We start from the raw sequence: 26,488 nt of genomic DNA, 5'->3' as shown, positions 1-26,488 counted from the left end.
CTCACCGCCTGCTCTTGGGGTCGAGGGCTTCACGCAGCGTTTCACCCATCAGCGTGAAGCCGAGGGCGACGACGATGATGGCGCCCGCGGGCCAGAACGCCAGCTGCGGGTGCGTGTCGAACACGGTCTGCACGTCGCCGAGCATCTGCCCCCACTCCGGGATCCGGTCGTCGGGGTTGCCCAGGCCGAGGAACGACAGCGCGGCGGCGTCGATGATGGCCGTGGCCAGCACCAGCGTCGACTGCACGATCACCGGGCCGAGCGAGTTGGGCAGCATGTGCCGGAACACGATGGCGCCGGGCTTCACGCCGAGCGCGGTCGCGGCCAGCACGTGGTCGCTGTGCCGCTGGGCCAGCATCGACCCGCGCAGCAGCCGCGCGAACACCGGGATCTGCACCACCGCCACCGCGATGATCACGGTGTACTGGTTGGGCTTGGCGAACATCGCGCTGATGCTGAACGCCAGCAGCAGGCTGGGCAGCGACAGCATGACGTCGACCACGCGCATGACGAGCGAGTCGACCCAGCCGCCGAACGCGCCCGCGAGCGTGCCGAGCGTGAGCCCGCCCACCAGCCCGATCAGGGTCGCCAGCACGCCGACGATCAGCGTCTGCTGCGAGCCGATGAGCAGCCGGGACAGGAAGTCGCGGCCCTGGAGGTCGCCGCCGAGCGGGTGGCCGTCCTGGGGCGGCGGGATCTCGTTGCGCGCCTTGATGACCTGGTCGATCAGCATGGCCTCGGACGGGTCGTGCGGCGCCAGCCACGGCGACAGCACCGAGACCAGCACGAACAGGCCGATGATGGTGGCGCCGACGAGGAACACCGGGCTGCGGCGCAGCGTCCGCCACGCGCTCGCGGCGAGGCTCACGCCGGCGTCGGCGCTGCTCTCGGCGAGCTTGTCGATGCGGTCCTTCTTACGGGTGGGAGTGACCATCGCGGCTCACCTCGTCCTGATCCGCGGGTCGATGAGCGCGTACGAGAGGTCCACCAGCAGGTTGACCACCACGTACACGACCGTGGCCATGATGATCAGCAGCAGCAGCACGGGGTAGTCGCGTCGCTCGAAGCCGAGGGCCAGCGCCTCGCCGACACCGGCGAACGCGAACACCTTCTCGGTGAGCACCGCGCCCGCCAGCAGCGCGCCGGTCTGCAGGCCGATGGTGGTGACGACCGGCAGCATCGCGTTGCGCAGCACGTGCCTGCGCCGGATGGTCTGCGCGGTGAGGCCCTTGGACTCGGCGGTGCGCACGAAGTCCTCGTCGAGCACGTCGAGCACGGCGGCCCGGGTGATCCGGAACACCACCGCGAACGGGATGGTGGCCAGCGCCATCGCGGGCAGGATCAGGTGCTCCAGCGCGTTCAGCGCCGCGTCCCACTCCTGGGTGATCACGCCGTCGAGGACGAAGAACCCGGTGACCCGGGTGGCGTCGATCGCGTCCTGGCGGCCACCGGTCGGCAGGCCCAGCGCGGACGACAGCACGTCCTTGAGCACGTAGGCCAGGAAGAACACCGGCACGGCCACGCCGAGCAGCGAGCCGCCGACGCTGAGGTTGTCGAACCAGCCACCGCGGCGCTTCGCGGCCATGTACCCCAGCGGGATGCCGATGGCGATGGCGATGACGATGGCCAGGAAGCTCAGTTCGAGGGTGGCGGGGAAGCGCTGCAGGAAGATGTCGAGGGCCGAGTCGCCGGGCTGCACGCCCGTCGAGACGCCGAAGTCACCCGACAGCGCGCGACCCATGAACTTGAAGTACTGGACGAAGATCGGCTGGTCCAAGCCGAGCTGTTTGGTGAGGGCTTCCCGCGACTCGGGCGTGGAGCGCTCCCCCAGGAGGGCCGAGACCGGTCCTCCCGGGAGAGCGCGGAGCCACGCGAAGAGCAGCAGGGACAGCACCAGCACCACGCCGACCAGCTGGATGAGCCGTCGGATCGTGTAGCGGAGCATTGAGCTACCCCGTGGTCTCTATCTGGAGTTGTGCGACTCAGCCCTTGCTGGCCGAACCGAACCTCTCGTCGGTCAGCGGGCTGGGCACGACACCCTTGATCTCCGACTTGAGCACCAGGGCCGGCGGCGAGTGCGACACCGGGACGGCGGGCAGGTACTCCTCCATGATCTTCTTGTTCAGCCCCTCGTACAGGCCGCGGCGCTTGTCCTCGTCGGGCTCGGCGCTCGCCTTGCCCAGCTCGGTGGCCAGTTCCGCGCCCCACGGCGACGCACCGGTGTTGAACCGGTTGTCGGCGCGGCCGAAGAACGTGCCGATCCAGTTGTGCGCGGTGCCGTTGTCACCGGTCCAGCCCAGCATGAACAGGTCCGGGATGCCCTGGTCGACGTCGGTCAGGTAACCGCCGTTCCACGGCTTGCTGGACACGTCGAGCTTGATGCCGGCCTTCTCCAGGTCGCCCGCGATGGCGGCCTGGATGTCCTTCGGGCTCGGCATGTACGGCCGGGTGACCTCGGTCGGCCAGAAGAACTTCAGCGTCAGGTCGGACGCGCCCGCCTCGGCCAGCAGCGACTTGGCCTTCTCCGGGTCGTACTTCACCTCGGAGATGCTCTTGTTGTAGCCGTCGACCGTGCTCGGCATGAACTGGGTGGCCACCGTCGCGCCCTCGGGCAGCTGCGACTTCACCAGCTGCTCGCGGTTGATCGCGTACATGAGGGCCTGGCGGACCCGCAGGTCCTGCAGCTTCGGGTTGTTCTTCTGGTTGATGCCCAGGTACAGGACGTTGAACGCCGGGCGGACCGCGACGTTGAAGCCCTTCTCCTTCAGGCCCGGCCAGTCCGCCGCGTTCGGCAGGTCGTAGCCGTCGATGTCGCCGGCCTCCAGCGCCTGCTTGCGGGCGGTCTCGTCCGGGATGATCCGGAAGACGATCTTGTCGAGCTTCGCCTTCGAACCGTGGTAGTTCTCGTTGCGGACGAGCTCGACGACGTTGTTCGCCTTGTCGAACTTCGAGAACTTGAACGGGCCCGTGCCGGTCGGGTGCTCGTTGGCGTAAGCCGGGTAGGTGAAGCTGTCACCGGCCGCGACCACGTTGTCCGCGTCGTACTGCTTGAGCGCCGTCGGGCTGGAGATGGAGAACGACGTGAAGCCCAGGACCGACGGGAACTGCGAGGTGGCCTCGTTCAGCTCGATGACCGCGGTCTTGGGGTCCTTGGCCGCGCAGGACTTGTACAGCGACGGCTTGTCGGGGGTGTCCGCGAAGCCGCCGAAGTTGTCCAGCCAGTACTGCGAAACGGCGTCGGACTGACCGGCGCCCTTCTGGTTGTACCAGCGGTCGAAGTTGAAGCACACCGCTTCGGCGTTGAAGGCGGAGTCGTCGTGGAATTTCACATTTTCTTTCAGTGTGAACGTCCACGTCTTGCCGTCTTCGGAGGAGTCCCAGTCGGTCGCCAGTGCGGGCTCCACCTCGGCGGTTCCCGGCTTGAAGCCGACCAGGCCCTCGTACATCTGGCGGGCGACGCGGAACGTCTCGCCATCAGTGGCGTAGAACGGGTCGAACAGCTTGGGAGCACCGGCCGCACCGAAGGTGAGCGTGCCACCGACCTGGCCGGCCCCCGGGTCGTCCGTGCGGCCGGATTCGGCGCAGGCGGACAGTGCGAGCGCAGCGACGCCGGTCAGGCCGATCGCGGCCGTCCAACGGCGCCGGGCCGTTCGGGAATGAACCATCAAACACCCCTAGGGAAATCCGGGATCTCACGGTGTGGTCACGGACCCTAACCGGTCACCACACCCCTTCCGGCGCAGCACAGGTCACGATCCGGCCACGCGAATCTGCATTCTCATACGTCCGGCGCACGTTCGCTGGCCCAACGTGACGACGGCGGATCGGGCAAACGCCCTCCTACGCTGTACAACGGACAACAGAAACCTGCACACGTGCGGAGGGAGGTCGCCGGTGAGCCCTGTGGTCGAGTTCCGCGTCCTCGGCCCGTTGCAGGTGCTGGTCGACGGCGAGCAGGTCGTGGTGCGGGCGGGCCGGCAGCGGTCCCTGCTCGTGTCGCTTCTCATGCGCGCCGGCGCCGGCGTCTCGGTCGACGAGCTGGCGGAGCACATCTGGGGCGCCGACCCTCCCGCGCGGGCGCGTGGCACGTTGCAGACCTACGTGATGCGGCTGCGCCAGGTGCTCGGCCCGGCCGTGCCGATCCGGACCGTGCCCGACGGCTACCTGATCGACGTCGACGAACGCACGATCGACGTCATGCGGTTCGAACAGCTGGTCGAGGAGGGTGAGCGGGAGCGGGCCGCGGGCAGGCTGGAGTCGGCGTCGGCGATCTTCACCGCGGCGCTGGCGCTGTGGCGCGGGCCCGCGATGGTGGACGTGCCCTCGGAGGTGCTGCACCGCGACGAGGTGCCCCGGCTGGGCGAACGGCGGCTGCACGTCGAGGAGCGCCGGGTCGAGGTCGACCTCGACCTGGGCCGGCACGCCGAGCTGATCCCCGAGCTGTCCCGGCTGACCAGCGAACACCCGCTGCGGGAGCGGCTGTGGGCGCAGCTGATGATCGCGCTGTACCGGTCCGGGCGGCAGGCCGACGCGCTGGGCGCGTACCGGCGGGTCAGCGGGCTGCTGGCCGAGCAGCTGGGCATCGACCCCGGTGACGAGCTGCGGCGGGTGCACCAGCAGGTGCTCGGCGGGTCGCCGTCGCTGGACCTGGGGCAGAACGCGCCCGCGGCGCGGCGCGACCGGGTGGTGCCCTCGCAGCTGCCCGCCGACATCGGCGACTTCGTGGGCCGTGAGCAGGCCGTTCAGCTGATCGAGGCGTTGCTGCGGACCGCGCAGGGCGTGCCGGTGGTGACGCTGGCCGGGCCGCCCGGCGTGGGCAAGACGGCGCTGGCCGTGCACGCGGCGCACAAGATGCGGCACTTCTTCCCCGACGGGCAGCTGTACGTGAACCTGCGCGGCTACGCCCAGGGCCCGCCGTTGAGCGCGGTGGACGTGCTGCCGCGGTTCCTGCGCGCGCAGGGCGTGCCGCCCGAGTCGGTGCCGCTGGACCAGGACGAGCAGGAGGCGATGTTCCGGTCGCGGCTGACCGACCAGCAGGTGCTGCTGGTGCTGGACAACGCGGCCAACGCCGAGCAGATCCGGCCGCTGCTGCCCGGCTCGCCGGGCTGCGCGGTGCTCGTGACCAGCCGGGACACCCTGCGCGGGCTGGCGGTCAGCCACGCCGCGTCCAACGTGCGGCTCGACGTGCTCGACCGGGCCGAGACGCGGGCGCTGCTGGTCGGGATGCTCGGCGAGGACGTGGTGGCGTCGCAGTCGGAGGCGGCCGAGGAGCTGGCCGAGTTGTGCGCCCACCTGCCGCTCGCGCTGCGGATCGCGGCGGCGAACCTGCTGTCCCGGCCGGAGATCACCATCGCCTCGTACGTGGAGGAGCTGCGTGCGGGCAACCGGTTGGCGGCGCTGGCCGTGGAGGGCGACGAGCGGGCCGCCGTGCACGCGGCGTTCGACCTGTCCTACACCGCGTTGAAGCCGGAGCTGGCGACGCTGTTCCGGCTGCTGTCGCTGGCGCCGGGCGACATCACGCCGGACGTCGCGGCCGCGTTGGGCGGGCTGACCACGCAGGACGCGCGGCGCAGGCTCGACCGGCTGGCCACGGCGAACCTGGTGGACAACCACGCGCCCGGCCGTTACCAGTTCCACGACCTGCTGCGGGACTACGCGGCCGAGCGGCGCGAGTTCGAGGACGACGCGGCGGAGAGCGCGCAGGCCGCGCGGCGGCTGCTGGACTGGTCGATCCGGTCGGTGGACAACGCCACGGACGCGTTCAAGAGCACGTTGCTGCGGCTGCCGCGCACCGACGTCGTGCCGGGCGTGACGCCGCGCCTGTTCTCCACCTCGGCGGAGGCGCTGGCCTGGCTCGACGCCGAGCGGGGCAACCTGGTCGGGCTCGTCGTGCACGCCGCCGACCGCCGGCCCGACCGCGACGTGTGGCAGCTGGCCGACGCGTTGCGGCGGTACTTCTACACGATCGGGTTGCCGGTGGAGTGGCTGGCGACCGCCAAGGCCGGGCTCGCGGTGGCGCAGGCCTCCCAGGACGCGGTCGGCGAGGTGGCGATGCTGTCGTCGCTGGGCACGCTGTACTGGGCGATCGGGCAGCACCGGGTGGCCGTCGACTACTTCCGCCGGGCCATCCCGATCCAGCAGCGCACCGGCGCCGCGCCCGCCGTCGAGGCGGCCGTGCTGGCCAACCTCGGCGCGGTCTGCATCGACATCGGCGAGCTGGAGCAGGCCGCCGAGCACCTCGAACGCGCGCTGGTCATCACGCGGGACATCGGTGCGCTGCAGCAGGAGGGCATCGCCCAGCTCAACCTCGGCGGTGTCTACATGCAGCTCGGGCAGCTGGACCGGGCGGTGTCGTCGTTCGAGGGCGCGCTGGACGTCGGCAACCGGCTTGGCGCGTGGATGACGCAGGCCGACAGCCACCGGGCGCTGGCCGAGGTGCACCTGTTCCTGGGGCAGCCGGAACGGGCCGCGCAGCTCTACGTGCGGTGCGGCGAGCTCTACGAACGGGCCGGGGCGCGCGGCTTCGCGCACTTCTCGCACGAGGGCCTGGCGCTGACCTGCGTGATGCGAGGCCGGTGGGCGGACGCGGCGCACGAGGCCGGGCGGGCCGTCGCGATCGCGCAGGAACTGGGCAACCTCAAGGGCCTGTGCGACGCGAAGATCGCCCTGAGCGAGGCCCTGTGCGGGTTGGGTCGGCTGGAGGAGGCGGTGGAGCGCAGCACGGAGGCGCTGCGGATCGCCGAGGAGACCGGCTACCCGTTGGGCATCTGCGCGGCGCGGCGCAGCCTGGCGCTGGTCCACCGCGCGGCGGGCCGGTTGGACGAGGCCAAGTACTCGGCGAGCCAGGCGCTGGACAGCGCGGTCCGCTACCGACTGCGGATCGCCGAAGTCGACGTGCTGGCCGTGCTCGGCCGGATCAGGCTCGACCAGGGCGACGTGGCCCAGGCGCTCGACCTGGCGCTGCGGTGCCTGGAGCTCAGCGGCGCCACGGGGCAGCGGTTCGTGCGGGCGCGAGCCGCCCACCTGGCCGGTGACGCGCTGGCCGCCACCGGCGACGTCGTGGCCGCGGGGCAGCACTGGGGCACCGCGCTGGAGTGGTTCACCGCCATCGGGTCGCCCGAGGCCGACGTCGTGCGGGCGGCACTCGACGGGTAGCGCCCCGGGGGTGCCGGTCAGTCGACCAGGACGATCCGGTCGGCGCGGGCCTTGGTGCCGTCCACCGCGAACCAGCCGCGTTCGAACGCCTGCCAGCGCCGCAGGTGCTCTCGGCTCGCCTCGCCGTCCCTGGCGACGGCCCGGCGCAGCCGTTCCTCCGGGTCGGGCACCTCGACCCAGATCGCCTCGTCCAGGAGCGGCGCGATCGAGCGGCGGGCCGCCGAGACGCCCTCGACGATCAGCACGTCCGGCACCGGCACGACCACGAGGTCACCGGGTCTCGGCCACCCGAGCGTCCAGTCCATCCGCCGGTAGCGGGCCTCGCGGCCGTGCCGGAGGGGGTCGAGGACCTCGGCGACCAGGCGGGGCCACCACGACACCGGGTCGGTCCAGGTGGCGAAGTGGTCCGTCGCCACCACCGCGGCACCCAGCTCCTCGGCCAGGCGCGCCGCGTAGGTCGACTTGCCCGAGCCCGACGGCCCGTCGACGGCGACGAGCCTCACATGCTGCGCCGGCCGGACAGGGCCCGGCCGAGGGTGAGCTCGTCGGCGAACTCCAGGTCGCCGCCCATCGGCAGGCCCGACGCGAGCCTGGTGACGGTGAGGCCCGGGAAGTCACGCAGCATCCGCACCAGGTACGTCGCGGTCGCCTCGCCCTCGGTGTTCGGGTCCGTGGCGATGATGATCTCGCTCACGTCGGTGCCGATCCGGGTCAGCAGCTGCCTGATCCGCAGCTGGTCCGGCCCGACGCCCGACAACGGGTCGAGCGCACCGCCCAGGACGTGGTAGCGGCCCTTGAACTCGCGCGTCCGCTCGACCGCCAGCACGTCCTTCGGCTCCTCCACGACGCAGATCAGGGTCAGGTCGCGGCGCGGGTCGCGGCAGATGCGGCAGGTCGTCTCGGCCGAGACGTTGCCGCACACGTCGCAGAACACCACGCCGTCCTTGACCTTCTGCAACGCGTCCTGGAGCCGGCCGATGTCGGCCGGGTCCGCGGCGAGCAGGTGGAAGGCGATGCGTTGCGCGCTCTTCGGACCGACGCCCGGCAGCCTGCCGAGCTCGTCGATCAAGTCCTGGACGGGCCCCTCGTACATCAGCCGAACAGCTTCCCGAGACCGCCCAGGTCGTCCATCCCGCCCATGCCGCTGGCCAGCGGGCCCATCTTCTGGGCCGCCAGCTCCTGCGCGGCGCGGTTGGCGTCGCGCACGGCCGCGACCACCAGGTCGGACAACGTCTCGACGTCGTCCGGGTCGACCACCTTCGGGTCGATGTTCAGGCTCTTGAGCTCGCCGCCGCCGGACACGACGGCGGTGACCAGACCGCCACCGGCGGTGCCGGTGACCTCGGCCTCGGCCAGCTCTTGCTGCGCAGCGGCGAGCTGCTGCTGCATCATCTGCGCCTGCTGGAGGATCTGCTGCATGTTGGGCCCACCGGGTTGCACCGCGGGTTCCTCTCTTCGGGGTCTGCCGCCGTTCGCCAGCGTAGTCGCGTCGATCAGCCCTTCAACGGCCGCGCGCCGAGCTCGTCGGCGAGGAGCTTGAGCACCACGGCCTCCGGGTCGAGCCGCTGGTCGTCCGCGTCGCCCGGCAGGGCGGCCTCGGCCAGCATCTCCTCCTCGTCCACCGGCTCCGGCGGGAGGGGCTCATCGGGCTCCGGCGGCTCGGGTGGCGGCGGCACGTCGTCGGCGGGTGCCCGGCCGGACGGCGCCGGGCGGTTCGGCTCGGGGTGGCGCGCCTGGCCCTGCGCCTGGCTCGGCCTGGTCGGCGCGGGCCGCTGCGGCTTCTGCGGCGCCTGCCGGGCCGGTGCGGCGCTCGCGTCGCCGTGCACGCACCGCACCTGCCACGTGCCGCCGAGGACCTGGGCGAACGCGGCGGCGATCGTGTCGGCGTTGCGCGGTTCGGCGAGCCGGCGGGCCAGCGGGGCGGAGGCGTGGGTGAGGGTGACCGTGGTGCCGTCGACGTCGGCGACGGTGGCGTTGGTGAGCATCGCCTCGGTGCTGCGGCTCGTGCCGCGGACCACGCCCAACAGCTCCGACCAGCGCCGACGCACCTCGACCGCGTCGACACCGCCCGAGGGCGAGGCAGGGGCGGCCGGGACCTCGGCCGGCTGGTCCGGGTACCGGTCGGCGGCCGGGGCGGGCGGCGGGACCACGGGCGCACCGCCCACCGCGGTGTTCGATGGCGCGTCCGGTGCGCCGGCGGGCGGCGGCACGACCCCTCGACCACCCTGCGGCGGCTCCGGTGCGGCGGGCGCCGGCACGGCGGCCCGACCACCCTGCACGTCCTGGGCACCGGCCTGCGGCTGGGCGGGTGCGGCCGGGTCGCCGGCCTGCCTCATCGCCGCCGACCGCAGCACCGGAGGAGCGGGCAGCCCGGGCGCGGCGGCTTGCGGCGCGGGCGCGGCGGCCTGCGCGGGAGCGGGTGGCACGGCGGCGGGCGGTGGGGCGGCGGCCGGTTCCGCGGGGCGCTGCGAGGGCCGCTGGAACTTGGTCTCCGGGGCGGGCCCGGCCGCGCCGCCGGCCGGTGGGCCGTGGCGTTCCAGCTGCTCAACGCGTTGCAGCAGGCCAGACTCGACGTCGCCGACGGACGGCAGGAGCATCCGCGCGGTCACGAGTTCGAGCAGCAGCCGGGGCGCGGTCGAGCCGCGCATCTCGGTCAGCCCCTGGTGCAGGATCTCCGCCCACCGGGTGATGGTCGCGGGCCTGGTCGCCTCGCGCTGGGCGATCATCTTGGCCAGCTCGTCGTCCGGCGCGGACACCAGGCCGCGCTGCGCCGCGTCCGGCACGGCGTGCAGCAGCACCAGGTCGCGCAGCCGGTCGAGCAGGTCGGAGGCGAACCGGCGCGGGTCGTGCCCGGCGTCGACCAGGCGGTCGATGGTGCCGAAGACCTGCGAGCCGTCGCCCGCCGCGAGGCCGTCCACCACGTCGTCGATCAGCGCCACGTCCGTCACGCCGAGCAACGAGATCGCCCGGTCGTAGCGCACCCCTTCGGGGCCCGCGCCGGACAGCAGCTGGTCCATCACCGACTGCGTGTCCCGGGCCGACCCACCGCCCGCGCGGATGACCAGCGGGAACACCGACGGGTCGACCGCCACGCCCTCGGCCGCGCAGTTGCGCTCCAGCAGCGCCCGCATCGAGCCCGGCGGGATCAGCCGGAACGGGTAGTGGTGCGTGCGCGAGCGGATGGTGGGCAGCACCTTGTCCGGCTCGGTGGTGGCGAAGATGAAGATGAGGTGCTCGGGCGGCTCCTCCACGATCTTCAGCAGGGCGTTGAAGCCCTGCGTGGTGACCATGTGGGCCTCGTCGATGATGAACACCCGGTACCGCGACTCGGCCGGCGCGTAGAACGCCTTGTCGCGCAGGTCGCGGGCGTCGTCCACGCCGCCGTGGCTGGCCGCGTCGAGCTCGACCACGTCCACGCTGCCCGGCCCGTTGGGCGCGAGTCCGACGCACGAGTTGCACTCGCCGCACGGGTCGGGCGTCGGGCCCTTCACGCAGTTCAGCGAGCGCGCCATGATGCGGGCGCTGGACGTCTTGCCGCAGCCGCGCGGCCCGGAGAACAGGTACGCGTGGTTGACCCGACCAGCTGCCAGGGCGGTGCGCAGCGGTTCGGTGACGTGCTCCTGCCCGACGACCTCGCCGAAGGTCGCCGGACGGTACTTGCGGTAGAGGGCGAGCGCCACGTCGGCGACCTTACCGGGAGGGTCCGACAAAGAAAGGGGACCCCGTGCACCCACCAGAGCCCGCTTATCCTTGCTGCCTTCCGGCCCTGGGGAGATTCGCGAGATGTGTGCCGCACGAGGTCCGAGGCAAGTGTAGCCGGTCGCCCCGCCGGGTCTGCCCGGACCCACGCTTGGCCCTGTCCGGACCCGGGCACGGAACGGGAAAATTTCACCGGCTAGTAGCACTACCCGGTGAAGGAGGAACCAGATGAGGGCTCTCGTCCTCGCGTGCACAGCCCTGCTGCTCGGAGCCACGGCCGCCGCGGCCGAACCGGTACCGCCCCGGCACGCCATCGTCGTCTGCCAGACCGCGAGCTTCTACGGCAACTACAACCACGCGGTCGGCCCGGTCGAGTTCAAGCGCACCCTGACCTACGGCAACAAGATCGGCCACACGCCCGGAGCACACCCCGTCTACAACGGGTGGGCGGCGAGCATGGACTTCGGCCCCAACGACTGGGGCTACCTGCGGATCGAGTGCATCGGGGGGTACGACTCGTGGTGAGGGCAGCAGCAGTCCTGGTCACCGCCGTCGCCCTCGTCGCGACCGCGACCACCGCCCAGGCCGCCAACGGCACCATCGGCGAACGCGAGACCGTGTGCGCCAACGACCTCTACGTGCGCACCGCGCCCAACGACGGCCCGTGGATGGGCACCCTCTACCGCGGCCAGACGTTCCTGGTGAAGGGACCGAAGGTCGGCAACTACGTCTACGGCTTCGCCTACGGGCACATCAACGCCCACGGCTGGGTCGCCGACGGCTGGTTCTGCTAGCCCCGTTTTGGGCGGCTCACCGGCCGTCCGGTAGTCTCTCCGGCGGAGGATTCGCATAGTGGCCTAGTGCGCACGACTGGAAATCGTGTTGGGTTAACCCCCTCACGGGTTCAAATCCCGTATCCTCCGCAGACCAGAGCCCCGGTCACCGTCAGGTGATCGGGGCTCTCGTCGTTGGTGAGTCTCAGTTCGGGGCTCATCACCCCTGCTCGTCAGGCCGGAACGAGCACACCGGCAGGGCCGTCGTCATCGTCGTCCGACGCCCCCCACGAACTCCCGATGATCTTCCCTGCCGGGCATCGCCCGAGGTGGGCGCAGGGAACTCGGCCAGGGAAGCGGTCAGGGGAAATCCCTGCCTCCCCGGCGCTTCCCTGGCTGCTTCCCTGTCGCGGTCTGGAGTCCAGGGGTCAGCTCAGCCGCCCTTCGGGGCTCTGGACGGGGGTCCAGGTCCAGAGGGCGGCGGGTCTGGACCTAGAGCCGCCAGCGGCCTGGTCAGCGACCGTCGAACACCCTAGGTGCCACCCCCTGGAGCCAGGGTCGGTGCCGCCGGCCGTGGGCCGACTTCCGGCGCGGCGGGCGGCTGTCGAGGGGGAAGCACGCGAGGGGGATCAGGCAGACCGCCAGGCCCCCGGTGGTTTCCGGGGTTCCTGCACAGCGGATGGTGTCCGACGGCGCGTGCCGAGGAGCGTCGCCGATCAGTAGTACACGGCGACCTTGACAGACTTGCCTGTACTCCTGTTGATGACGTGCGCGCCGTAACTGCAGCTGTTGTTCCGCCGCACGGCGGAGGTGTAGGTCGTCCGGTTGATGTCCTTGATCTTCGAACCGGCACTGTTGTTCACGCAATTCCCGCCGACACTGAACTTCAGGTCGTGGCCGCTGTTGTATGTCGAACCCGGGGAGGAGACCCGTCCCCAGTAGTACGTGTTGCCGTCGTACGTGCCGCGTCGGATCTGGACGACACCGCCGTCAGGCAGCGCGTCGTCTGCGATGGTCGTCACGTTCGAGGCATTGACGGGCACAGAGTCGTACCAGGTCAACGCGTGCGCGGCCGTGGCGGTCAGCAGGCTGACCGCCACCATCACCACCGCCATCAGACCCAGCCTCGCGCTGCGGCGCGAGGCGTTGCTCATCTTCATGACCATTAAGTTAAGAGAGCGGCCTCTCTGCCGGTGTCCGGCGAACACCCGACAGGCGAAAACGGGAGAACCGCCGGTTTCGCCTCGTAGGGCAGCCGCACTTTGCCTTGTTGGCCATGTTTGCCGGTCCCGGCGTGGTCGGGTGCGGTGGTGGTACCAGCGGGCGCGGGCTTGGTGGCGTCGTCGCCGCCACCAGGTCCAGTGCAGGTGGTGGCTTTGACCAGGGGCGCTTCTCACGCCCGACACGGGCACAGCCGATGATCTTCCCCTGACGGCATCGGCGCTGGTCGCCCTGGGGAAGTTGCAGAGGGAAGCACCGGGGGAAATCCCCCGCCCCGTCCTGCTTCCCCTCTGCTCCCCCTCGCGTCGCGTGAGGCCCCCTCAGGCCGCATCCGAGAGGGCCTCACGCCGGCTGCGGGCTACGCCCTCGGCAGGCGGTCCGCGATGTCCTCCAGCAGGAACAGCAGCTGGTCGACGTGCGCGTTGCCGGTGCTCGGGCGCAGCTTCACGACCTGCGGGTCGTGGTCGCTGGCCTGGTCGGCGAACTCGGCGTTGACGTGCACCACGTCGTAGCGGTAGCGGGTGATGTTGGCGCTGATCAGGATGTGGTCGAGGGTCTGCGAGTTGCCCTCGAACACGTAGCTGTACCGCTCGTTCGCGGGCAGCGTGTCGATCAGTGCCACCACGTCGCCGTTGCCGGTCAGGGTCCGCACCACCGGGGAGAACTGGTAGTCGTTGATGTCACCCGCGAGGACCACGTTGGCGCCCTTGTCGACCGCCTTGACTTGGTCCACGAAACCGCGCAGCAAAGCGGCCTGCTGGGCGCGCTGCACCTCGGAACCGCGCACCGGCTCCTGGTAGCGGCCGTGCATGGCCTGGTCGCCGCCCTTGGAGTTGAAGTGGTTCGCGACCACGAACACCGTGCGGCCGCGGAACTTGAACTCGCCGGCCAGCGGCTTGCGGCTGCTGTTCCACGCCGGGTCGGTGGGCGCGACGCGGCCCGGTGACACCGACAGCGCGGCCCGGCCGTGCTGCTTCACGACCGACACCGCGGTGGTCGCGTCGCCGCCCGCGCGGTCCACGAAGGACACCCGCGCCGGGTTGAACAGGAACGCCACCCGGATGTTGCCGCCCGGCTCGCCGCCGTCGGCCTTGTTCACCGGGTCGATCTGCCGCCACTGGTAGCGCGGGCCGCCCGCGGCCGCGATGGCGTCGGTGAACCTGGCGAACGTCGCGTCCGCCGCCACCGTGCCGTCGTCGGTCGCGCCGTTGTTGTCCTGGATCTCCTCCAGCACCACGACGTCCGGGCTCTTGAGGTTGTTCACGACGGCCGCGCCGAGGCGGTCGAACTTGGCCTGGTCGTTGGTGGCGGCCAGGTTCTCCACGTTGTACGTGGCCACCGACAGCTCGTAGGAGCGCTGCGCGTCCGTGACCTCCGGCGTGATGCCGCCGGAGACGTGCTCGCCGACCGTCTTCGTGGCCAGCGTGTAGCCGCCGAAGTTGGTGTACTCGACGTTGCCGACCGTCGTGCCGCGCCACACGTCACCGACGTTGCTCGTCTGCGGCGCCGCGGCGCCGGGCTTGACCTTGATCCGGCCGCTGTTGGGCTGGTCGTAGCCGAGGTAGATCGTGCCGCCGCGGGCGGTCGGGTTCTGGGCCGGGTTGGTGGTGATCCACGTCTCGCCGAAGCCGTTCGTGGGTCCGACCACGCGGGCGTCGTCCACCTGGACGTACATGCCCTCGCGGGACTCGTAGTAGTCCTGGCCGTAGGTCGCCGGGTCGAGCGGGAGCGCCTCGATGCTGCCGCCGCCCGCGGTGGGCAGGTAGCCCGCCGGCGGGTTCAGGGTCTCCGGGGGCGGCAGGGCGTTGCCCTTGGACTTCACCGTGACCGTGGCGCTCGTGATCTCGGTGAGCGTCTGGTTGGAGTTGCTCGCCGCGTCACCGGCCGGCCGGTACTCGGCGATCGTGCCGGAGACCAGCACGTCGTCGCCGGGCTCGACGGTCGGGGCGAGGCCCGCGGTGTAGACGAACACGCCCTCACTGGTGCGCGGGTCGTTGTCCGGGGCGGTGTCCTGGATCCAGAAGCCGCGGTCGCCGATGGCGCGGGTGGCGGTGACGACACCGGGCACGCCGGCGACCTTCTGGCCCAGCAGCGGCGAGACGCGGGTCGTGCCCTGGATGTCGCGGATCCGCTTGTCGCCGGGCTCGGGGTCGGGGTCCGGGGTGCCGGGGCCCTGGCCCTTGGAGTTGACCGGGGTCGGCGCGCCGATGGTGAAGTCGGCCGCGTTGTCGTCGGTGTCGGCCAACGTGCTGCGGGCTGCCGAAGTGGTGTTGCCCGGGTTCGCCGTGGGGGTGGTCTCCCGGACGACGGTCGACGTGCCGTAGCCGACCAGGTCGCGCACGCGGGTGTCGGCGGCGCAGTCGGCGGCGGTCTTGCAGGTCAGCGGGGAAGTCGCGGTGACGAGCGCGATCGTGCCGCCCGAACCGCCCATGGCGACCGTGCCGGTGACGTCCGGCGCGGGCAGCTCCACCGTGCCGCCGGAGCCCTTGGACTGCGCGACCAGGAACCGCGCGCCGGCCGCGATCGAGCCGGTCAGCGGGGTGACCTGCCACTGGCTGGACGCGCTCGCGCTCGCCGGGAGGTACTGCACGCTCCAGCCGTCGACGGCGACCGGGGCGCTGCCCGCGTTGCCGAGTTCGACGAAGTCCTGGGTCAGCGTGGCACCGGAGTTGCCGCCGCCGCCGTAGACCTCGGCGATGAGGGCGTCCTGGCTCGGTGCCGCGTGGATCGGCGTGGCAAGGGCGAACGTCACGGCCGAGGCGGCGGTGACCGCCAGTCCGACGCGGAGCGGGGTAGGTCTCAACGGGTCCTCCGTAGTTGGCGGCTGCGCGCATCCTCCCCGGATCGAGTGAACGGCGGAAGACACCGTGACTAACGGTTGACCTATACCCTCACTCGAACGTGTGTTCGAACGTAGGGTAGGGTCATGGCCGTGCCTCCCGGTGGCCCTCCCAGCGCCGGTCCGGGCACGCCACGCACCACAGGGGCGCCGACCCGGACCTGACGAGGACCGGCTCGGCGCCCGTGCGCGTCGGGCCGCCCGACTATCGTCGCCGGGATGACGACCGGTGGTGCGATCGGCTTCTGGAGCTACGCGCACGACGACGACCGCTCGGCGCGCGGCGGCATCCTCAAGCTCGCGGAAAGCATTGCCGAGGAATACGACCTCCTGACCGGCCGGAGCCTGGAGCTCTTCGTCGACCGCACCGCGTTGCAGTGGGGCGACAACTGGAAGGAACGCATCGACACGGGCTTGTCGGCGGCGACCTTCTTCATCCCGATCATCACGCCGAGGTACTTCAGCCGCCCCGAGTGCCGCCGCGAGTTCATCGAGTTCTCCGCGCAGGCCACCAGCCTGGGGTTGCAGGAATTCATCCTGCCGATCCTCTACGTCCAGGTCGCCGACCTGACCGTGGACAGCCCCGACGAGCTGATGGCCAACGTCGCCCGCACCCAGTACGAGGACTGGTCCGCGCTGCGCCTGACGGACAGCGACTCCAGCGACTACCGCCAGGCGCTGCACCGGGTGGCGTCCCGGCTCGTCGAGATCGAGTCGCGCCTGGCGGAGGTCCAGCTGCGCAACGAGGAGCCGTCGTCACCCGAGGAGGACGAGGACGACTTGGTGGGCTTGATCGCCAAGGTCGAGGCCCTGCTCCCGGAATGGCACGACGCGGTCGTCAGCGCCCGCACGACTTACGCTCAACGCCGAGCCACGTCCGAGACTTACTACTCCACCAAGGGACGATTGCGCGCCCGGGGCGCGAAGCAGTCCGCTCACCTCTCGAATTTGATCCGGCACGCGAACGAGAGCAAGCTGCTGAGCCTGCGCCACAACGGCGAGGCGGCACGGTACTCCGCGCGCTCGATCGAACTGGACCCGGTGATGACGAAGCTCCTGCGCGCCGCGTCCGATCACCCCGCGGGCCCGGCCTTGATCGAGTCGATCGGCGACGCGATTGACGACGCGGTGATCAATATCGAGGAAGGAAAGAAAGTCTCACGGGAAGACGACGTTGCGGATTTCTACGCCCGGCACGTCAAGCTCAGCCGGACCTTCCAAGAACTGGTGAGGCTGGACCAGGAGTACAAGCGGCTGGTCGGTGACAGCAACGCGATCGTCCTGCGGTGGGCGGAGCAACTCGCGGCGGCTCGGGAGGCGGCAAAGTGAGAGTCCCAGGTGCCGTGATGGCACCCAGGGCTCTGCGGAGCGGTGGCGGTGGGATTTGAACCCACGGAGGCGTTAACCTCACACCCTTTCGAGGTCTGCGATCCATCATCCAGAAGTGACCGCCAAAGGCCGTTTGGACTGGTCAGAGAGCGACTGGCCACGATCCCGCACCCTGATGAACACAGGCGAACACCGCCGAACGGGACAGGGTTGAGAGGACAACTGAGACGGCCGAGCCACCGCGTGACGTATGCCCCGCGGGCAGTAACGCATCCCCTGCGGACACTGGTGACGATTGCGCCCCGGTCGCTTTCGTCACCGCTGGACCAATCCCCTACGAAGGTGCCGTCAGACCGCACCATAGTCCGCCAGGTTGCTTCCCACGGAGGGGGTAAAGCGTCCCAAGCGTCCCAGCCCAGGTCAGCCCTGGGACGCTTCGGAACCGTGGGACGTTTGAAGCGTCCCAGCCGCGTACTTGGGACGCTTCAAGCGTCCCGGCCGATCACAGCGTCCCAGGGCTGACCTGCGGCGGGAGGTTTAGGACGCTGGGGGCGCTTCCACCCCCGCGGACCTTCGCGGCCCAGTGCCCGCGTTCCAGGTTCCACCAGACCAATGATGCTCTACGTGCTCTACTGCTTGAATGTCCGAATGCCGTTAGGTCAGCAGCAGGTACCGCAGGAGCCCTGGTACACCTCGGGCACAGCGTGGACGATCGTCGGGATCGTCGTCGCGGTCATGCTTGGGTCGTGGGCAGTGTGGGCAGCCTTCCGCTCGGCCCGCCCACGTCGAACATTGCACATATGGGTGGAGTCGCTGGTGCCGTTGGTTAACACTGCGCCGGGCCTGCACGGCCGCCAGTTGACAGTGGCTCTCGATGGCCACAAGTTGAGGTCGCCCTATGTCGTCGAGGTGGAGATGGCGAGTCGAGGGGCATTGGACATCTCTGCGGCGGCATTTGGCGGCCAGCCGTTGGAACTAGACTTCAGTGTGCCGATCGTGGCATTGCTGAAGCAGTCCGTGGACGCAGGACGTCCAGCCGTACGCGAACCAAGGGTCGAAGTCGTTGACACCGCACTGCATGTAGGTCCGGCTCTGCTGACCCGCCGACACAGACTGCGTTATACCGTACTACTCAACGGTAAGCCGGATTTCCATCCAGTCGGCGACCTTGAAAACGTGATTATCCGCGATTCGAAGCTGGCGTATCCACTACCCAAGTTTCTCATTGCAATCTCTGCCAGCTTCCCCTTGATGGTCACGGGAGTAGCGTTGCTTACAGAGGGCGCACTGGAAGGCAATATTTCTTGGCTCGCTTTGATCCTTGTCGTCTCAGCACTCGCCATTACGGCACCTTTGGCGGTAATTGACCTAAGGCAAAAACGGCTTGATGATCGCCATGAGCAGTAGATCGGCTCGAGGTCTCGCTTCCGAGGTCTGCGATCCACTGTTCGAAATCGCACCGGTCGTTCTGCCGCTCGATCTTATCCGCCGTTGTCAAGTACACCTCATCCATGCTCACATATATGATCTTTTTCTCTTTTGCAACTCGCAGTACGTGTTGATTTCCCGTCTGACCGATCAAGAACACTCGCGGCGCAAGATTTGGAGTGTATCCGAAGATTTTCACAGCAATAGGGACTTTGGCAGGATCTTTCCACTGTACCGCATATACGGCTGGCGCAAGATCGTACTCGATTGCGTTCAAAATCGAAGACGACGGCCGCTTCCCACTCTCCGCCCGAGCCCTCGATTAGTGCTTTCCTGTAGCGGTCCCGCCAAGAATCGATCTGATCCTACTGCTTCGCCACTATATAGCCCATCGCTCGCGATTCCAATCTAGCCGGATCACTTGCTCTTTGCCGTTCTCACCAGATCAGTCCACTGACTTTCAGAGCTGTTGCATCGTCGCTCGCCTTGTATCGAGGCCAACGCCGACCTTCGGGATCGCGCCGGGGTGCCGGACGACAGGCTGCACGACGCTCGACACACCGCCGCCACGGTGCTGTTGCTGCTCGGAGTGGCCGAACGGACCGTCATGGGGATCATGGGCTGGTCGAACACGGCGATGGCCGCGCGGTACCAACACATCACCTCAGCGATCCGCCGTGACGTGGCTCAGCGGGTCGGTGGACTGCTCTGGAAGCCGTCCCCGACGGACGGCCCGGAGGACGACGCAGACGCGGCCTGAACGGGCCTGAGGCGCACGACTGAGACGAAGACTGAGACGACATGACAAAGGGCCGGACACCTGGTGAGGTGTCCGGCCCTTTGACCTGCGGTGGCGGTGGGATTTGAACCCACGGAGGCTTTCACCTCACACGCTTTCGAGGCGTGCTCCTTCGGCCGCTCGGACACGCCACCGCCGAGAACAATACAAGACCGGCGTGCTCTGACCCAACAGGGGGTGGCAGGTCGGATTTGCGCTGGTCAGAGCATGTGGAGAGTCACAGGTCGGCGAAGAAGGACTCCAGCAGGGACGCGCAGCGCTCGGCCAGGACGCCGCCGACGACTTCGGGGCGGTGGTTGAGGCGGCGGTCGCGCACGACGTCCCACAGGGAGCCCACGGCTCCGGTGCGGGGTTCCCAGCAGCCGAAGACGACGCGGTCCACGCGGGACAGGACCAGGGCGCCGGCGCACATGGTGCACGGCTCGACGGTCACCGCCAGGGTGCAGCCGGTCAGCCGCCAGCCGTCGCCGAACGCCGAGGCGGCGGCGCGGAGGGCCAGGACCTCGGCGTGCGCGGTCGGGTCGCCCAGGGCTTCGCGGGCGTTGCAGGCGCGCGCCAGTTCGGCGCCGTCCGGGCCGTAGACGACCGCGCCGATCGGGATGTCGCCCGTCCGGGGGGCCTCGGCGGCGACCGCCAGGGCGGCTTCGACCATCGCCTCGTCGGACGCCTGGCTGATCACGCGGTCACGCCTGGATGCTGTCCAGCAGCTTGACGAACTCGTCGCCGAACCCGCAGCGCTGCGCGATCATCTGCAGCTGCTCGTCCGGGTACAGGTCGACCTCGTCCACGATCACCTGCATCTCGTGCTGCGGCATCCCGAGGTCGGCCAGCACGGCCAGGTCGCCCTCCGGCCACAGCTCGTCGTCCTCCTCGTCCGGCGGGTCGACCCGCAGGAGGTCGAGGACGTCGGCGGCGATGTCGTAGTCCAACGCGGCCGCGGCGTCGGACAGCAGCAGGGACACCCCGCCGGGCACCGGGCGCAGGACGATGAAGAACTCGTCGTCCACCGCCAGCAACCCGAAGACGGCACCCGTCGAACGCAGTTGGCGCAGTTCCGTGATCGCCGCGTCGAGCTCGGACAGCGCTGAGCCGTCCATCTTGCTGCACCGCCACCGGCCGTCTTCACGGACGACCGCGACAGCGAAGCCGTTGACCGGCTCCTGGTGTGCCATGTGCACACCGTAGGGCCACACCGACGCACCCGGTAGCACGGGGGCCTCGGCCACGGGCATGCGGGGCCGCGCGGTGCCACTATCGGAGGATGAGCACAACGCTGCCGAACGCACAGACGACCGCCCCCGAGCCCCGGTTCACGGGGCTGGTGGAGGCCGCCCGAGCACTCCAGCCCAGGACAGTGGCGTTGCGACGGCAGGTGCACCGGCACCCGGAGCAGGGCTTGGACCTGCCCGCGACCCAGGCCGCGATCCAGCACGCGCTGTCCGGCCTGCCGGTCGAGGTGACCACCGGCACGTCGAGCAGCTCGGTCACCGCGGTGCTGCGCGGCGACAAGCCGGGACCGACCGTGCTGCTGCGCGGCGACATGGACGCGCTGCCGCTCCAGGAGGAGACCGGTCTCGCCTACGCCTCCGAGGTCGACGGCTCCATGCACGCCTGCGGCCACGACACGCACGTCGCGATGCTGGCCTCCGCCGCACGACTGCTCTCCTCGCGCAAGGACGCGCTGGCCGGTCAGGTCGTGTTCATGTTCCAACCCGGCGAGGAGGGCCAGCACGGCGCGCGGCACATGCTCGACGAGGGCGTGCTCGACGCGGCGGGCACGCCGGTGGAGAAGGCGTTCGCCCTGCACATCACCTCCACGCTCCAGTCCGGCGTCGTGATCTCCCGCCCCGGGCCGACGATGGCCTCGGCGGACACCTTCCACATCACCGTCAAGGGCCGCGGCGGGCACGGTGGGATGCCGCACGACGCGATCGACCCGGTGCCGCCGGCCGCCGCGATGGTCGGCGCGCTGCAGACCATGGTCGCGAGGCGGGTCAGCGTGCACCACCCGGCGGTGGTCACCATCGCCCGCATCGCCGCGGGCACGACGACCAACATCATCCCGGAGACCGCCCTGGTGGAGGGCACCATCCGGACGCTCTCGGAGGACACCAGGACCCTGGTGCACCGCGAGCTGGAACAGGTCGTCACGCACGTGGCCGCCGCGCACGGCTGCACGGCCGAGGTGCGGATCGTGCCCGGCTACCCGGTCACGGTGAACGACGACGTGGTCGGCCCGCACGTCATCGACGTGACCACGGCGGCCCTCGGCTCGCGGTGGGCCTCCTACATGGAGGACCCGCTGATGGGTGCCGAGGACTTCTCCTACGTGCTGCAACGAGTGCCGGGCGCGATGGCGTTCCTGGGCGCCTGCCCGCGCGGGGTCGAGCTGGCCCAGGCGGAGCCGAACCACTCCAGCCGGGTGCTCTTCGACGAGGCCGCCATGGAGCACGGAGTGGTGGTCTACACCGCGTTCGCGCTGGACGCCCTTCGGTAGGCCGCAGGCGGGCGGTGGGCCGGGTCGGGGCCGTGGTGGTGTTCACGGCCTCGACTTTGCCCGCGCGCGGCGGGTGGGACGAGGGGTGATCGCGTACCTGTGGACAACTCCTGTCCTGTGGACAAGTGAGGCGCCGGGGTCGACGCCGGCAGGATGGGCGCCGTGCGAAGCGTCTGCGTGGTCGGGCTCGGGTTGATCGGTGGTTCGGTGTTGCGCGCGGCGGCCGCCGCGGGGCGCGTGACCTGGGGCGCGACCGCTTCGACAGCCGACGCGGCGGCCGCCCGCGAAGACGGCCACGACGTGGTCGACCTCGCCTCGGCACTCGAACGCGCGCACGTCCAGGACGCGCTGGTCGTGGTCGCCGTTCCCCTGCCGGCTGTGGAAGAAGTGCTCCGCGCGCTCCCCGAAGGCATCCGGCTCACCGACGTGGTCAGCGTCAAGGGCCCGGTCGACGACCTGGTCCACCGGGTCGCGCCGCACGCCCGGTACGTCGGCGGCCACCCCATGGCGGGCGCCTCGGCCTCCGGCTGGGCCGCGGGCCGCGCCGACCTGTTCGACGGCGCGGCCTGGGTCGTCACCGCCGAGGACGACGCAGACCAGGACGTCCTCACCGACGTCATCGAACTCGCGCTGGACGCGAACGCGCACGTCGTCCCCACCAGTGCCGCGGAGCACGACGCCGCGGTGGCCCGCATCTCGCACCTGCCGCACCTGCTGGCCGCCGTGCTGGCCAGCGTCGGCGCGGACGGCGGACCGCTGGCCCTCTCGCTGGCCGCGGGCTCGTTCGGCGACGGCACGCGCGTCGCGGGCAGCCGACCCGAACTGGTCCGCGCGATGTGCGAGGGCAACCGCGGTGCGCTGCTCGACGCCGTGGACGACGCGTTGGGCCGGCTCGGCGCGGCCCGCGGCTCGCTGGCCTCCACCGGCGGCCTGGCCAAGACCATCGACGCCGGTCACACCGCACGCCTCGCGCTGGAGAACCAGCCCGCGCACACCGACCTGACCATCGACCTCACCGCGCCCGACGCCCGGCAAGCCCTGCGCGACCTGGGTTCACGCGGAGGCCGGGTCGTCGGGCTGAACGGCACGACCGCGCTCGCACGCACACCATAAGGTGCACCGGTGGAGCGTCGGAGACTCATCGCACTGGTCGGCGGCCTCGTGCTCCTGGGCGGTGCGGTGGCGGTCCTGCGCGACGAATCCGCTCCCCCGCGTCCCCGGACCCTCGAACGGTTCCTGGACGAGGGGGTCGAGTACGTCCCCGACACCCAACGCCTGGTGGCGCCCACCAACCTTGAGCTGACCGCGTTGGACCGCACCAGCCTGCGCGCGTCCTGGACGGCCACCGACGGCATCGGCCACGGCGGCTTCGAAGTGCGCTGGAACGGCCGGACCCGCCTGGTCCGCGGCACCGAGACGGAGCTGACCGACCTCGACGCCAACGCCGACACCGCGGTGGAGGTGCGCGCGCTCGACGCGATGGGCAACCGGTCGGACCCCGCGGCCGCCCACGCCGTGCCTCGGCTGGCGTACGACGATTCGTGGCTGTCGCACCTGATGGCGCCCATCGACCTGTTCGACGGCCCGGAAGCGCTCAACCCCCGTCGGTGGCGGGTCTTCGACCGCGGCCACACCGACTGCCTCTGCCTGCGCCCGTTCAACGGCAAGCGGGTGGAGATCGACTGCGACCGCGTCGACCTGCAGTCCAACGTGCCGGTGCGGTTCAGCGCGCCCGCACCGGACGGCGCGATCGCCCGGGTCTCGCTCACCACCGACGGTCCGATCGGCCACCGGCCGGACGAGAGCGCCGTGCTGATCGCCCTGCTGCCCGACCCGGTGCACGACCTCGGTCACCTGGAGGCACCGTTCCCGCCGGGCGCCGTGGTCCTGCGCATCACGCCGTTCGGCGCGCAGTTCGTCCTGGGTGACGACGCGCCGTCGAACGAGCTGGGCGGCACCTACCCGCCGCCGACCTGGGGCGTGCGCCACCGCTGGGAACTGCGCGTCCTGCCGGAGAGCGTGCTGGCGCTGCGGGACGGGGTCGAGGTGGCGGCCGCGCCGGTGCGGTTGCCGTGGACGTCCGCCCGCGCGCGCCTGGTGTTCCGGCAGGCCCAGGGCACCCACGTGGACACGTTCGGCATCGGCGGCGCGCCGGGCATGCCGGCACCGGGGTCCGTGGCACCGCTCGGGCCGGGCGCGACCGACGACGGTGGGGTGTCGCTGGGCAACGTGGCCAACTCCCAGTTGGCGGGCGCGTCCTCGGTGCGCGTGGTCGCGTCCGTGGTGGCCGAACGCACCGCGCCGATCACCGTGGAGCTGGGCACGCGGTCCGCGCCGGCGGTGTTCATGCCACCCGACCGCGGCCTCGACCGGTCCCGCCCGTCCGTCGTGCACGCCGACTTCCCGCTGCCGCACCCCGACTCGAACCCCAAGGTCAGGCTGCGTTCCGACGGCGGCCTCACCGCCTACGACGCGCACCTCGTCATCGCCGACGGGCCGGACGCACGCCACCCGCTGCCCCGGCTCGTCAGCCGCGCGGACCCCGATCCGCAGGTGCCGCTGCCCGCCGTCTCCGTGGTGCACGAGTCCGGGGACGACTCGGGGTTCCCGCACGGGGGCAAGGTGCGGCTGGCCGTCGAGCTCGCGGACTCGCGGGCGCGCGAGGTCGCCGCCGTCAAGGCGCTGGAGGTCGACCTCGACGGTGATCGGATCGTCGTGCTGCCCACCAACGGCTCGGCGGGCGGGCGGCACGAGTTCCTGCTGGACCTGGCGCGGCTGTCCTCGGGACGGCACGAGCTGGACGTGCGGGTGGTCCCGGTGGACGAGCGGTCCGGCGTGCAGTCGCAGCAGCAGACGTTCGAGATCCGGCCGCTGTAGGCCCCGGCGGCGGTTCGTTGGTCTCGGGTCCGCAACGACGTAGTGACCTCCATCACCGCGCCACCTAGCTTGACGCCATGGAACGTCGCCGGATCGCCCTGATCGCCGCCGGTGCGGTGCTGTTCGCCGGTGCGGTCGCGGTGATGCGGACCGCGGGCGTCGGCGACCCCGTCACCGCCACCAGCGTGTCCGCGCCGCCGCCGACGTCCCTCGCCCCGTACGCCGCGGAGGGCGTGCTCGTGCCGACCGCCGGTCCGCTGCCCGAGCCGCCGCAAGGGTTGAGGGTGACGTCCGGTCCCCGGCGGTTGCAGCTGCGCTGGAGTGGTGACGCGCCCGGCTACGAGGTGCGGTGGGGCGACGACCACTCCCGGTTGATCACCGAGCCGGTGACCCAGATCGACGGGCTTGAGGACGAACGCATGTACGAGGTCGCGGTGTACGCCGTGGACGCGTTCGGGCAGCGTTCCGCGCCCGCGAAGGCCACCGGGACGCCGCACGCGCTCCCCTCCGGCGACTACGCCCTGGAGGACCGGTTCGACCAGCCCGACGCGCCCGACCCGACCCGGTGGCGGTTGGCGTCACGGGGCAACTGCGCCCGCGCCACGCCGGGTCAGGGCGACGACGGGCGGCGGTTGGTGCTCAGCAGCAACTGCGCGGCGGCTCCGGCGACGTTGCGGTCGCGGACGCCGTTCGTGCTGCGCGACGCCGACGAGCTGGGCCGGTTCGTGGTGGAGACCGACGCGCCCGGCGGTGACGGCGAACTGGTGCTCGACCTCGTGCCGGGACCGGTGTCGCTGGTCAGCGGCGACGCGCTGCCGCCGGACGCGGTGCGGCTCCGGGTCGCGACCGGTGCCGGGACGACGTCCGTGCAGGTCGTCGTGCCCGCCGGGACGCCGACGGAGGTGGTGCGCGCGGTGCCCGCGCTGGAGACCGGCATCAGCCACCGGTGGGAACTGGTGCTGCGGCGTGACGGCGCACGGGTGCTGTTCGACGGCGACGTGGTCGCGACCAGCCCGGCGGTGCCCGCGTGGCGTGAGGCGACGGCGCTGGTGTCGGTCGCCGGTCCGACCGGGCAGCGCGCGGCCGTCAGCCTGGTCGCGTTCGACGCGGCGCCGGCCGTGGCGCCCGCGTGGGTGCCGGGGCCGGAGGTGGAGGTCGCGGTGGCGGTCGAACCGCCCGACGCCGGGCCGCTGGAGGCGTGGCCCGGCGTGACGGGCGGCCAGCTGCGGATGGCGTTGCTGCACACCGACGCGTCACCGGAAGCGCCGTCGTTCAGCGTGTCGGTGGCGGGTGTGGTGGTGCCGCTGCGGCCCGCGCCGGCCGGTGCGCCGTGGCGGGCGGGCGTGGCCTACCCGGTGGTGGCGGACCTGCCGGTGGAGGCGTTGCGGGTGACGTCGTCGCGGAAGTTGGCGGTCACGCTGGTGACCGGGTTGCGGGTGCAGGCCACGCACGTGGACCTGGAGCTGAGCGGGTCGTTCCCGGGCACGCCGCCGAGCACGGAGAAGGCGCCGTTGCACGGGCGGGAGCTGGAGCTGGCCAGGGTGAACGGCACCGTGCTCGACGCCAGCGGCCAGACCGTGCCCGAGGGTGCCGCGGTGCAGCGCGGCCGGATGGTGTTCGACCTGCTGCTGGAGGGGCGGCCCGGGGTGGCGTTGGCGGGGCTGGCCGGGTTCAGCGTGCGGGTGGACGACGAGCGGGTGGCCGTCGTGCCGACCGCGTCCGGCGGGCCCGGTGTCGCCGGGCGGTACCGGTTCGCGCTGAACACCGGCGACATGTCGATCGGGCCGCACATGATCGAGGTGCGGCTGTTCGGCACGTCCGGTGAGACCCGCCCCACCTCGGCTTACATCCCGTTCTTCGTCGGCCGGTGA

Annotated in this window: 21 protein-coding genes, 2 tRNA genes and 1 other RNA gene; 11 read left to right on the top strand and 13 right to left on the bottom strand. The window is 71.0% G+C overall.

Annotation, left to right across the window (positions count from 1 at the left end; genetic code table 11):
• Position 1: 1 nt before the first annotated feature.
• The 3 genes from AB0K14_RS02220 to AB0K14_RS02210 are packed head-to-tail and all read right to left on the bottom strand — an operon-like array spanning position 2 to position 3,665.
• Positions 2-934, bottom strand: a complete 933-nt coding sequence (locus AB0K14_RS02220) for an ABC transporter permease (protein WP_360454595.1) — start codon at positions 932-934, stop codon at positions 2-4.
• Between the two features lie 6 nt (positions 935-940).
• On the bottom strand, positions 941-1,945 hold the full coding sequence (locus AB0K14_RS02215) for an ABC transporter permease (protein WP_360454592.1): 1,005 nt from the start codon (positions 1,943-1,945) through the stop codon (positions 941-943).
• Between the two features lie 37 nt (positions 1,946-1,982).
• Complete coding sequence (locus AB0K14_RS02210) at positions 1,983-3,665, bottom strand: ABC transporter substrate-binding protein (RefSeq protein ID WP_360454589.1); 1,683 nt, start codon at positions 3,663-3,665, stop codon at positions 1,983-1,985.
• 229 nt (positions 3,666-3,894) lie between these two features.
• Between AB0K14_RS02210 and AB0K14_RS02205 the strand changes: the two genes are divergently transcribed.
• Positions 3,895-7,155 (top strand): BTAD domain-containing putative transcriptional regulator, encoded by a 3,261-nt coding sequence (locus tag AB0K14_RS02205; RefSeq protein ID WP_360454586.1) that lies wholly within the window; start codon positions 3,895-3,897, stop codon positions 7,153-7,155.
• Positions 7,156-7,172: 17 nt separating this feature from the next.
• On the opposite strand, the gene AB0K14_RS02200 is transcribed toward AB0K14_RS02205, so the two are convergent.
• The 5 genes from AB0K14_RS02200 to ffs form a co-directional block, all read right to left on the bottom strand.
• Positions 7,173-7,658, bottom strand: coding sequence for an AAA family ATPase (locus AB0K14_RS02200; RefSeq protein WP_360454581.1), 486 nt, complete (start codon positions 7,656-7,658; stop codon positions 7,173-7,175).
• Positions 7,655-8,248, bottom strand: a complete 594-nt coding sequence (gene recR / locus AB0K14_RS02195; protein ID WP_158852803.1) for a recombination mediator RecR — start codon at positions 8,246-8,248, stop codon at positions 7,655-7,657. Before recR ends, AB0K14_RS02200 begins: the two co-directional genes overlap by 4 nt.
• Positions 8,248-8,574: a YbaB/EbfC family nucleoid-associated protein gene (locus AB0K14_RS02190; protein ID WP_360454848.1), complete on the bottom strand. Its 327-nt coding sequence runs from the start codon at positions 8,572-8,574 to the stop codon at positions 8,248-8,250. The genes recR and AB0K14_RS02190 overlap by 1 nt, the downstream gene beginning before the upstream one ends.
• A gap of 74 nt (positions 8,575-8,648) precedes the next feature.
• Complete coding sequence (locus AB0K14_RS02185) at positions 8,649-10,835, bottom strand: DNA polymerase III subunit gamma and tau (protein WP_360454578.1); 2,187 nt, start codon at positions 10,833-10,835, stop codon at positions 8,649-8,651.
• A gap of 31 nt (positions 10,836-10,866) precedes the next feature.
• An RNA gene (gene ffs, locus AB0K14_RS02180) (signal recognition particle sRNA small type) lies at positions 10,867-10,961 on the bottom strand.
• A gap of 121 nt (positions 10,962-11,082) precedes the next feature.
• Here ffs and AB0K14_RS02175 point away from each other — a divergent pair.
• From AB0K14_RS02175 to AB0K14_RS02165, 3 genes are all read left to right on the top strand, one after another.
• Positions 11,083-11,379 (top strand): hypothetical protein, encoded by a 297-nt coding sequence (locus AB0K14_RS02175; protein ID WP_360454575.1) that lies wholly within the window; start codon positions 11,083-11,085, stop codon positions 11,377-11,379.
• Positions 11,376-11,648 carry a hypothetical protein gene (locus AB0K14_RS02170; protein ID WP_360454572.1) on the top strand — a complete coding sequence of 91 codons (273 nt, stop codon included), beginning with the start codon at positions 11,376-11,378 and terminating at the stop codon, positions 11,646-11,648. Before AB0K14_RS02175 ends, AB0K14_RS02170 begins: the two co-directional genes overlap by 4 nt.
• A gap of 44 nt (positions 11,649-11,692) precedes the next feature.
• Positions 11,693-11,777 (top strand) — tRNA-Ser (locus tag AB0K14_RS02165).
• Positions 11,778-12,343: 566 nt separating this feature from the next.
• Here the strand turns inward: AB0K14_RS02165 and AB0K14_RS02160 are convergent.
• Together AB0K14_RS02160 and AB0K14_RS02155 are read right to left on the bottom strand one after the other, a co-directional pair.
• Positions 12,344-12,787, bottom strand: coding sequence for a hypothetical protein (locus AB0K14_RS02160; RefSeq protein WP_364337140.1), 444 nt, complete (start codon positions 12,785-12,787; stop codon positions 12,344-12,346).
• A gap of 419 nt (positions 12,788-13,206) precedes the next feature.
• Positions 13,207-15,651 (bottom strand): endonuclease/exonuclease/phosphatase family protein, encoded by a 2,445-nt coding sequence (locus AB0K14_RS02155; protein WP_360454567.1) that lies wholly within the window; start codon positions 15,649-15,651, stop codon positions 13,207-13,209.
• A 255-nt stretch (positions 15,652-15,906) separates the two neighbouring features.
• Between AB0K14_RS02155 and AB0K14_RS02150 the strand changes: the two genes are divergently transcribed.
• From AB0K14_RS02150 to AB0K14_RS02140, 3 genes are all read left to right on the top strand, one after another.
• Positions 15,907-17,016: a toll/interleukin-1 receptor domain-containing protein gene (locus tag AB0K14_RS02150; protein WP_360454565.1), complete on the top strand. Its 1,110-nt coding sequence runs from the start codon at positions 15,907-15,909 to the stop codon at positions 17,014-17,016.
• A gap of 612 nt (positions 17,017-17,628) precedes the next feature.
• Positions 17,629-18,423 (top strand): hypothetical protein, encoded by a 795-nt coding sequence (locus tag AB0K14_RS02145; RefSeq protein WP_360454562.1) that lies wholly within the window; start codon positions 17,629-17,631, stop codon positions 18,421-18,423.
• A 490-nt stretch (positions 18,424-18,913) separates the two neighbouring features.
• Positions 18,914-19,204, top strand: a complete 291-nt coding sequence (locus tag AB0K14_RS02140; protein WP_360454559.1) for a tyrosine-type recombinase/integrase — start codon at positions 18,914-18,916, stop codon at positions 19,202-19,204.
• An 88-nt stretch (positions 19,205-19,292) separates the two neighbouring features.
• Here the strand turns inward: AB0K14_RS02140 and AB0K14_RS02135 are convergent.
• The 3 genes from AB0K14_RS02135 to AB0K14_RS02125 form a co-directional block, all read right to left on the bottom strand.
• Positions 19,293-19,377, bottom strand: a tRNA-Ser gene (locus tag AB0K14_RS02135).
• 83 nt (positions 19,378-19,460) lie between these two features.
• Positions 19,461-19,895: a nucleoside deaminase gene (locus tag AB0K14_RS02130; protein ID WP_360454845.1), complete on the bottom strand. Its 435-nt coding sequence runs from the start codon at positions 19,893-19,895 to the stop codon at positions 19,461-19,463.
• 31 nt (positions 19,896-19,926) lie between these two features.
• Positions 19,927-20,415 carry a tRNA adenosine deaminase-associated protein gene (locus AB0K14_RS02125; RefSeq protein WP_360454556.1) on the bottom strand — a complete coding sequence of 163 codons (489 nt, stop codon included), beginning with the start codon at positions 20,413-20,415 and terminating at the stop codon, positions 19,927-19,929.
• 89 nt (positions 20,416-20,504) lie between these two features.
• On the opposite strand from AB0K14_RS02125, the gene AB0K14_RS02120 reads away from it, so the two are divergent.
• The 4 genes from AB0K14_RS02120 to AB0K14_RS02105 all read left to right on the top strand — a co-directional run bounded on the left by AB0K14_RS02120 (position 20,505) and on the right by AB0K14_RS02105 (position 26,488).
• A complete protein-coding gene (locus AB0K14_RS02120; protein WP_360454553.1) occupies positions 20,505-21,740 on the top strand; it encodes a M20 family metallopeptidase in 1,236 nt (411 codons plus the stop codon).
• A 162-nt stretch (positions 21,741-21,902) separates the two neighbouring features.
• Complete coding sequence (locus AB0K14_RS02115) at positions 21,903-22,853, top strand: prephenate dehydrogenase (RefSeq protein WP_360454550.1); 951 nt, start codon at positions 21,903-21,905, stop codon at positions 22,851-22,853.
• A gap of 9 nt (positions 22,854-22,862) precedes the next feature.
• A complete protein-coding gene (locus tag AB0K14_RS02110) occupies positions 22,863-24,617 on the top strand; it encodes a fibronectin type III domain-containing protein (RefSeq protein WP_360454547.1) in 1,755 nt (584 codons plus the stop codon).
• A gap of 77 nt (positions 24,618-24,694) precedes the next feature.
• Positions 24,695-26,488 carry a fibronectin type III domain-containing protein gene (locus AB0K14_RS02105; protein ID WP_360454544.1) on the top strand — a complete coding sequence of 598 codons (1,794 nt, stop codon included), beginning with the start codon at positions 24,695-24,697 and terminating at the stop codon, positions 26,486-26,488.

It is taken from the genome of Actinosynnema sp. NPDC050801 (assembly GCF_040673975.1).
In the GTDB taxonomy this organism is placed as follows: Bacteria; Actinomycetota; Actinomycetes; order Mycobacteriales; family Pseudonocardiaceae; genus Actinosynnema.
Note: the sequence above shows the minus strand (reverse complement) of the source record. Positions and strands in the feature narration are given on the sequence as shown.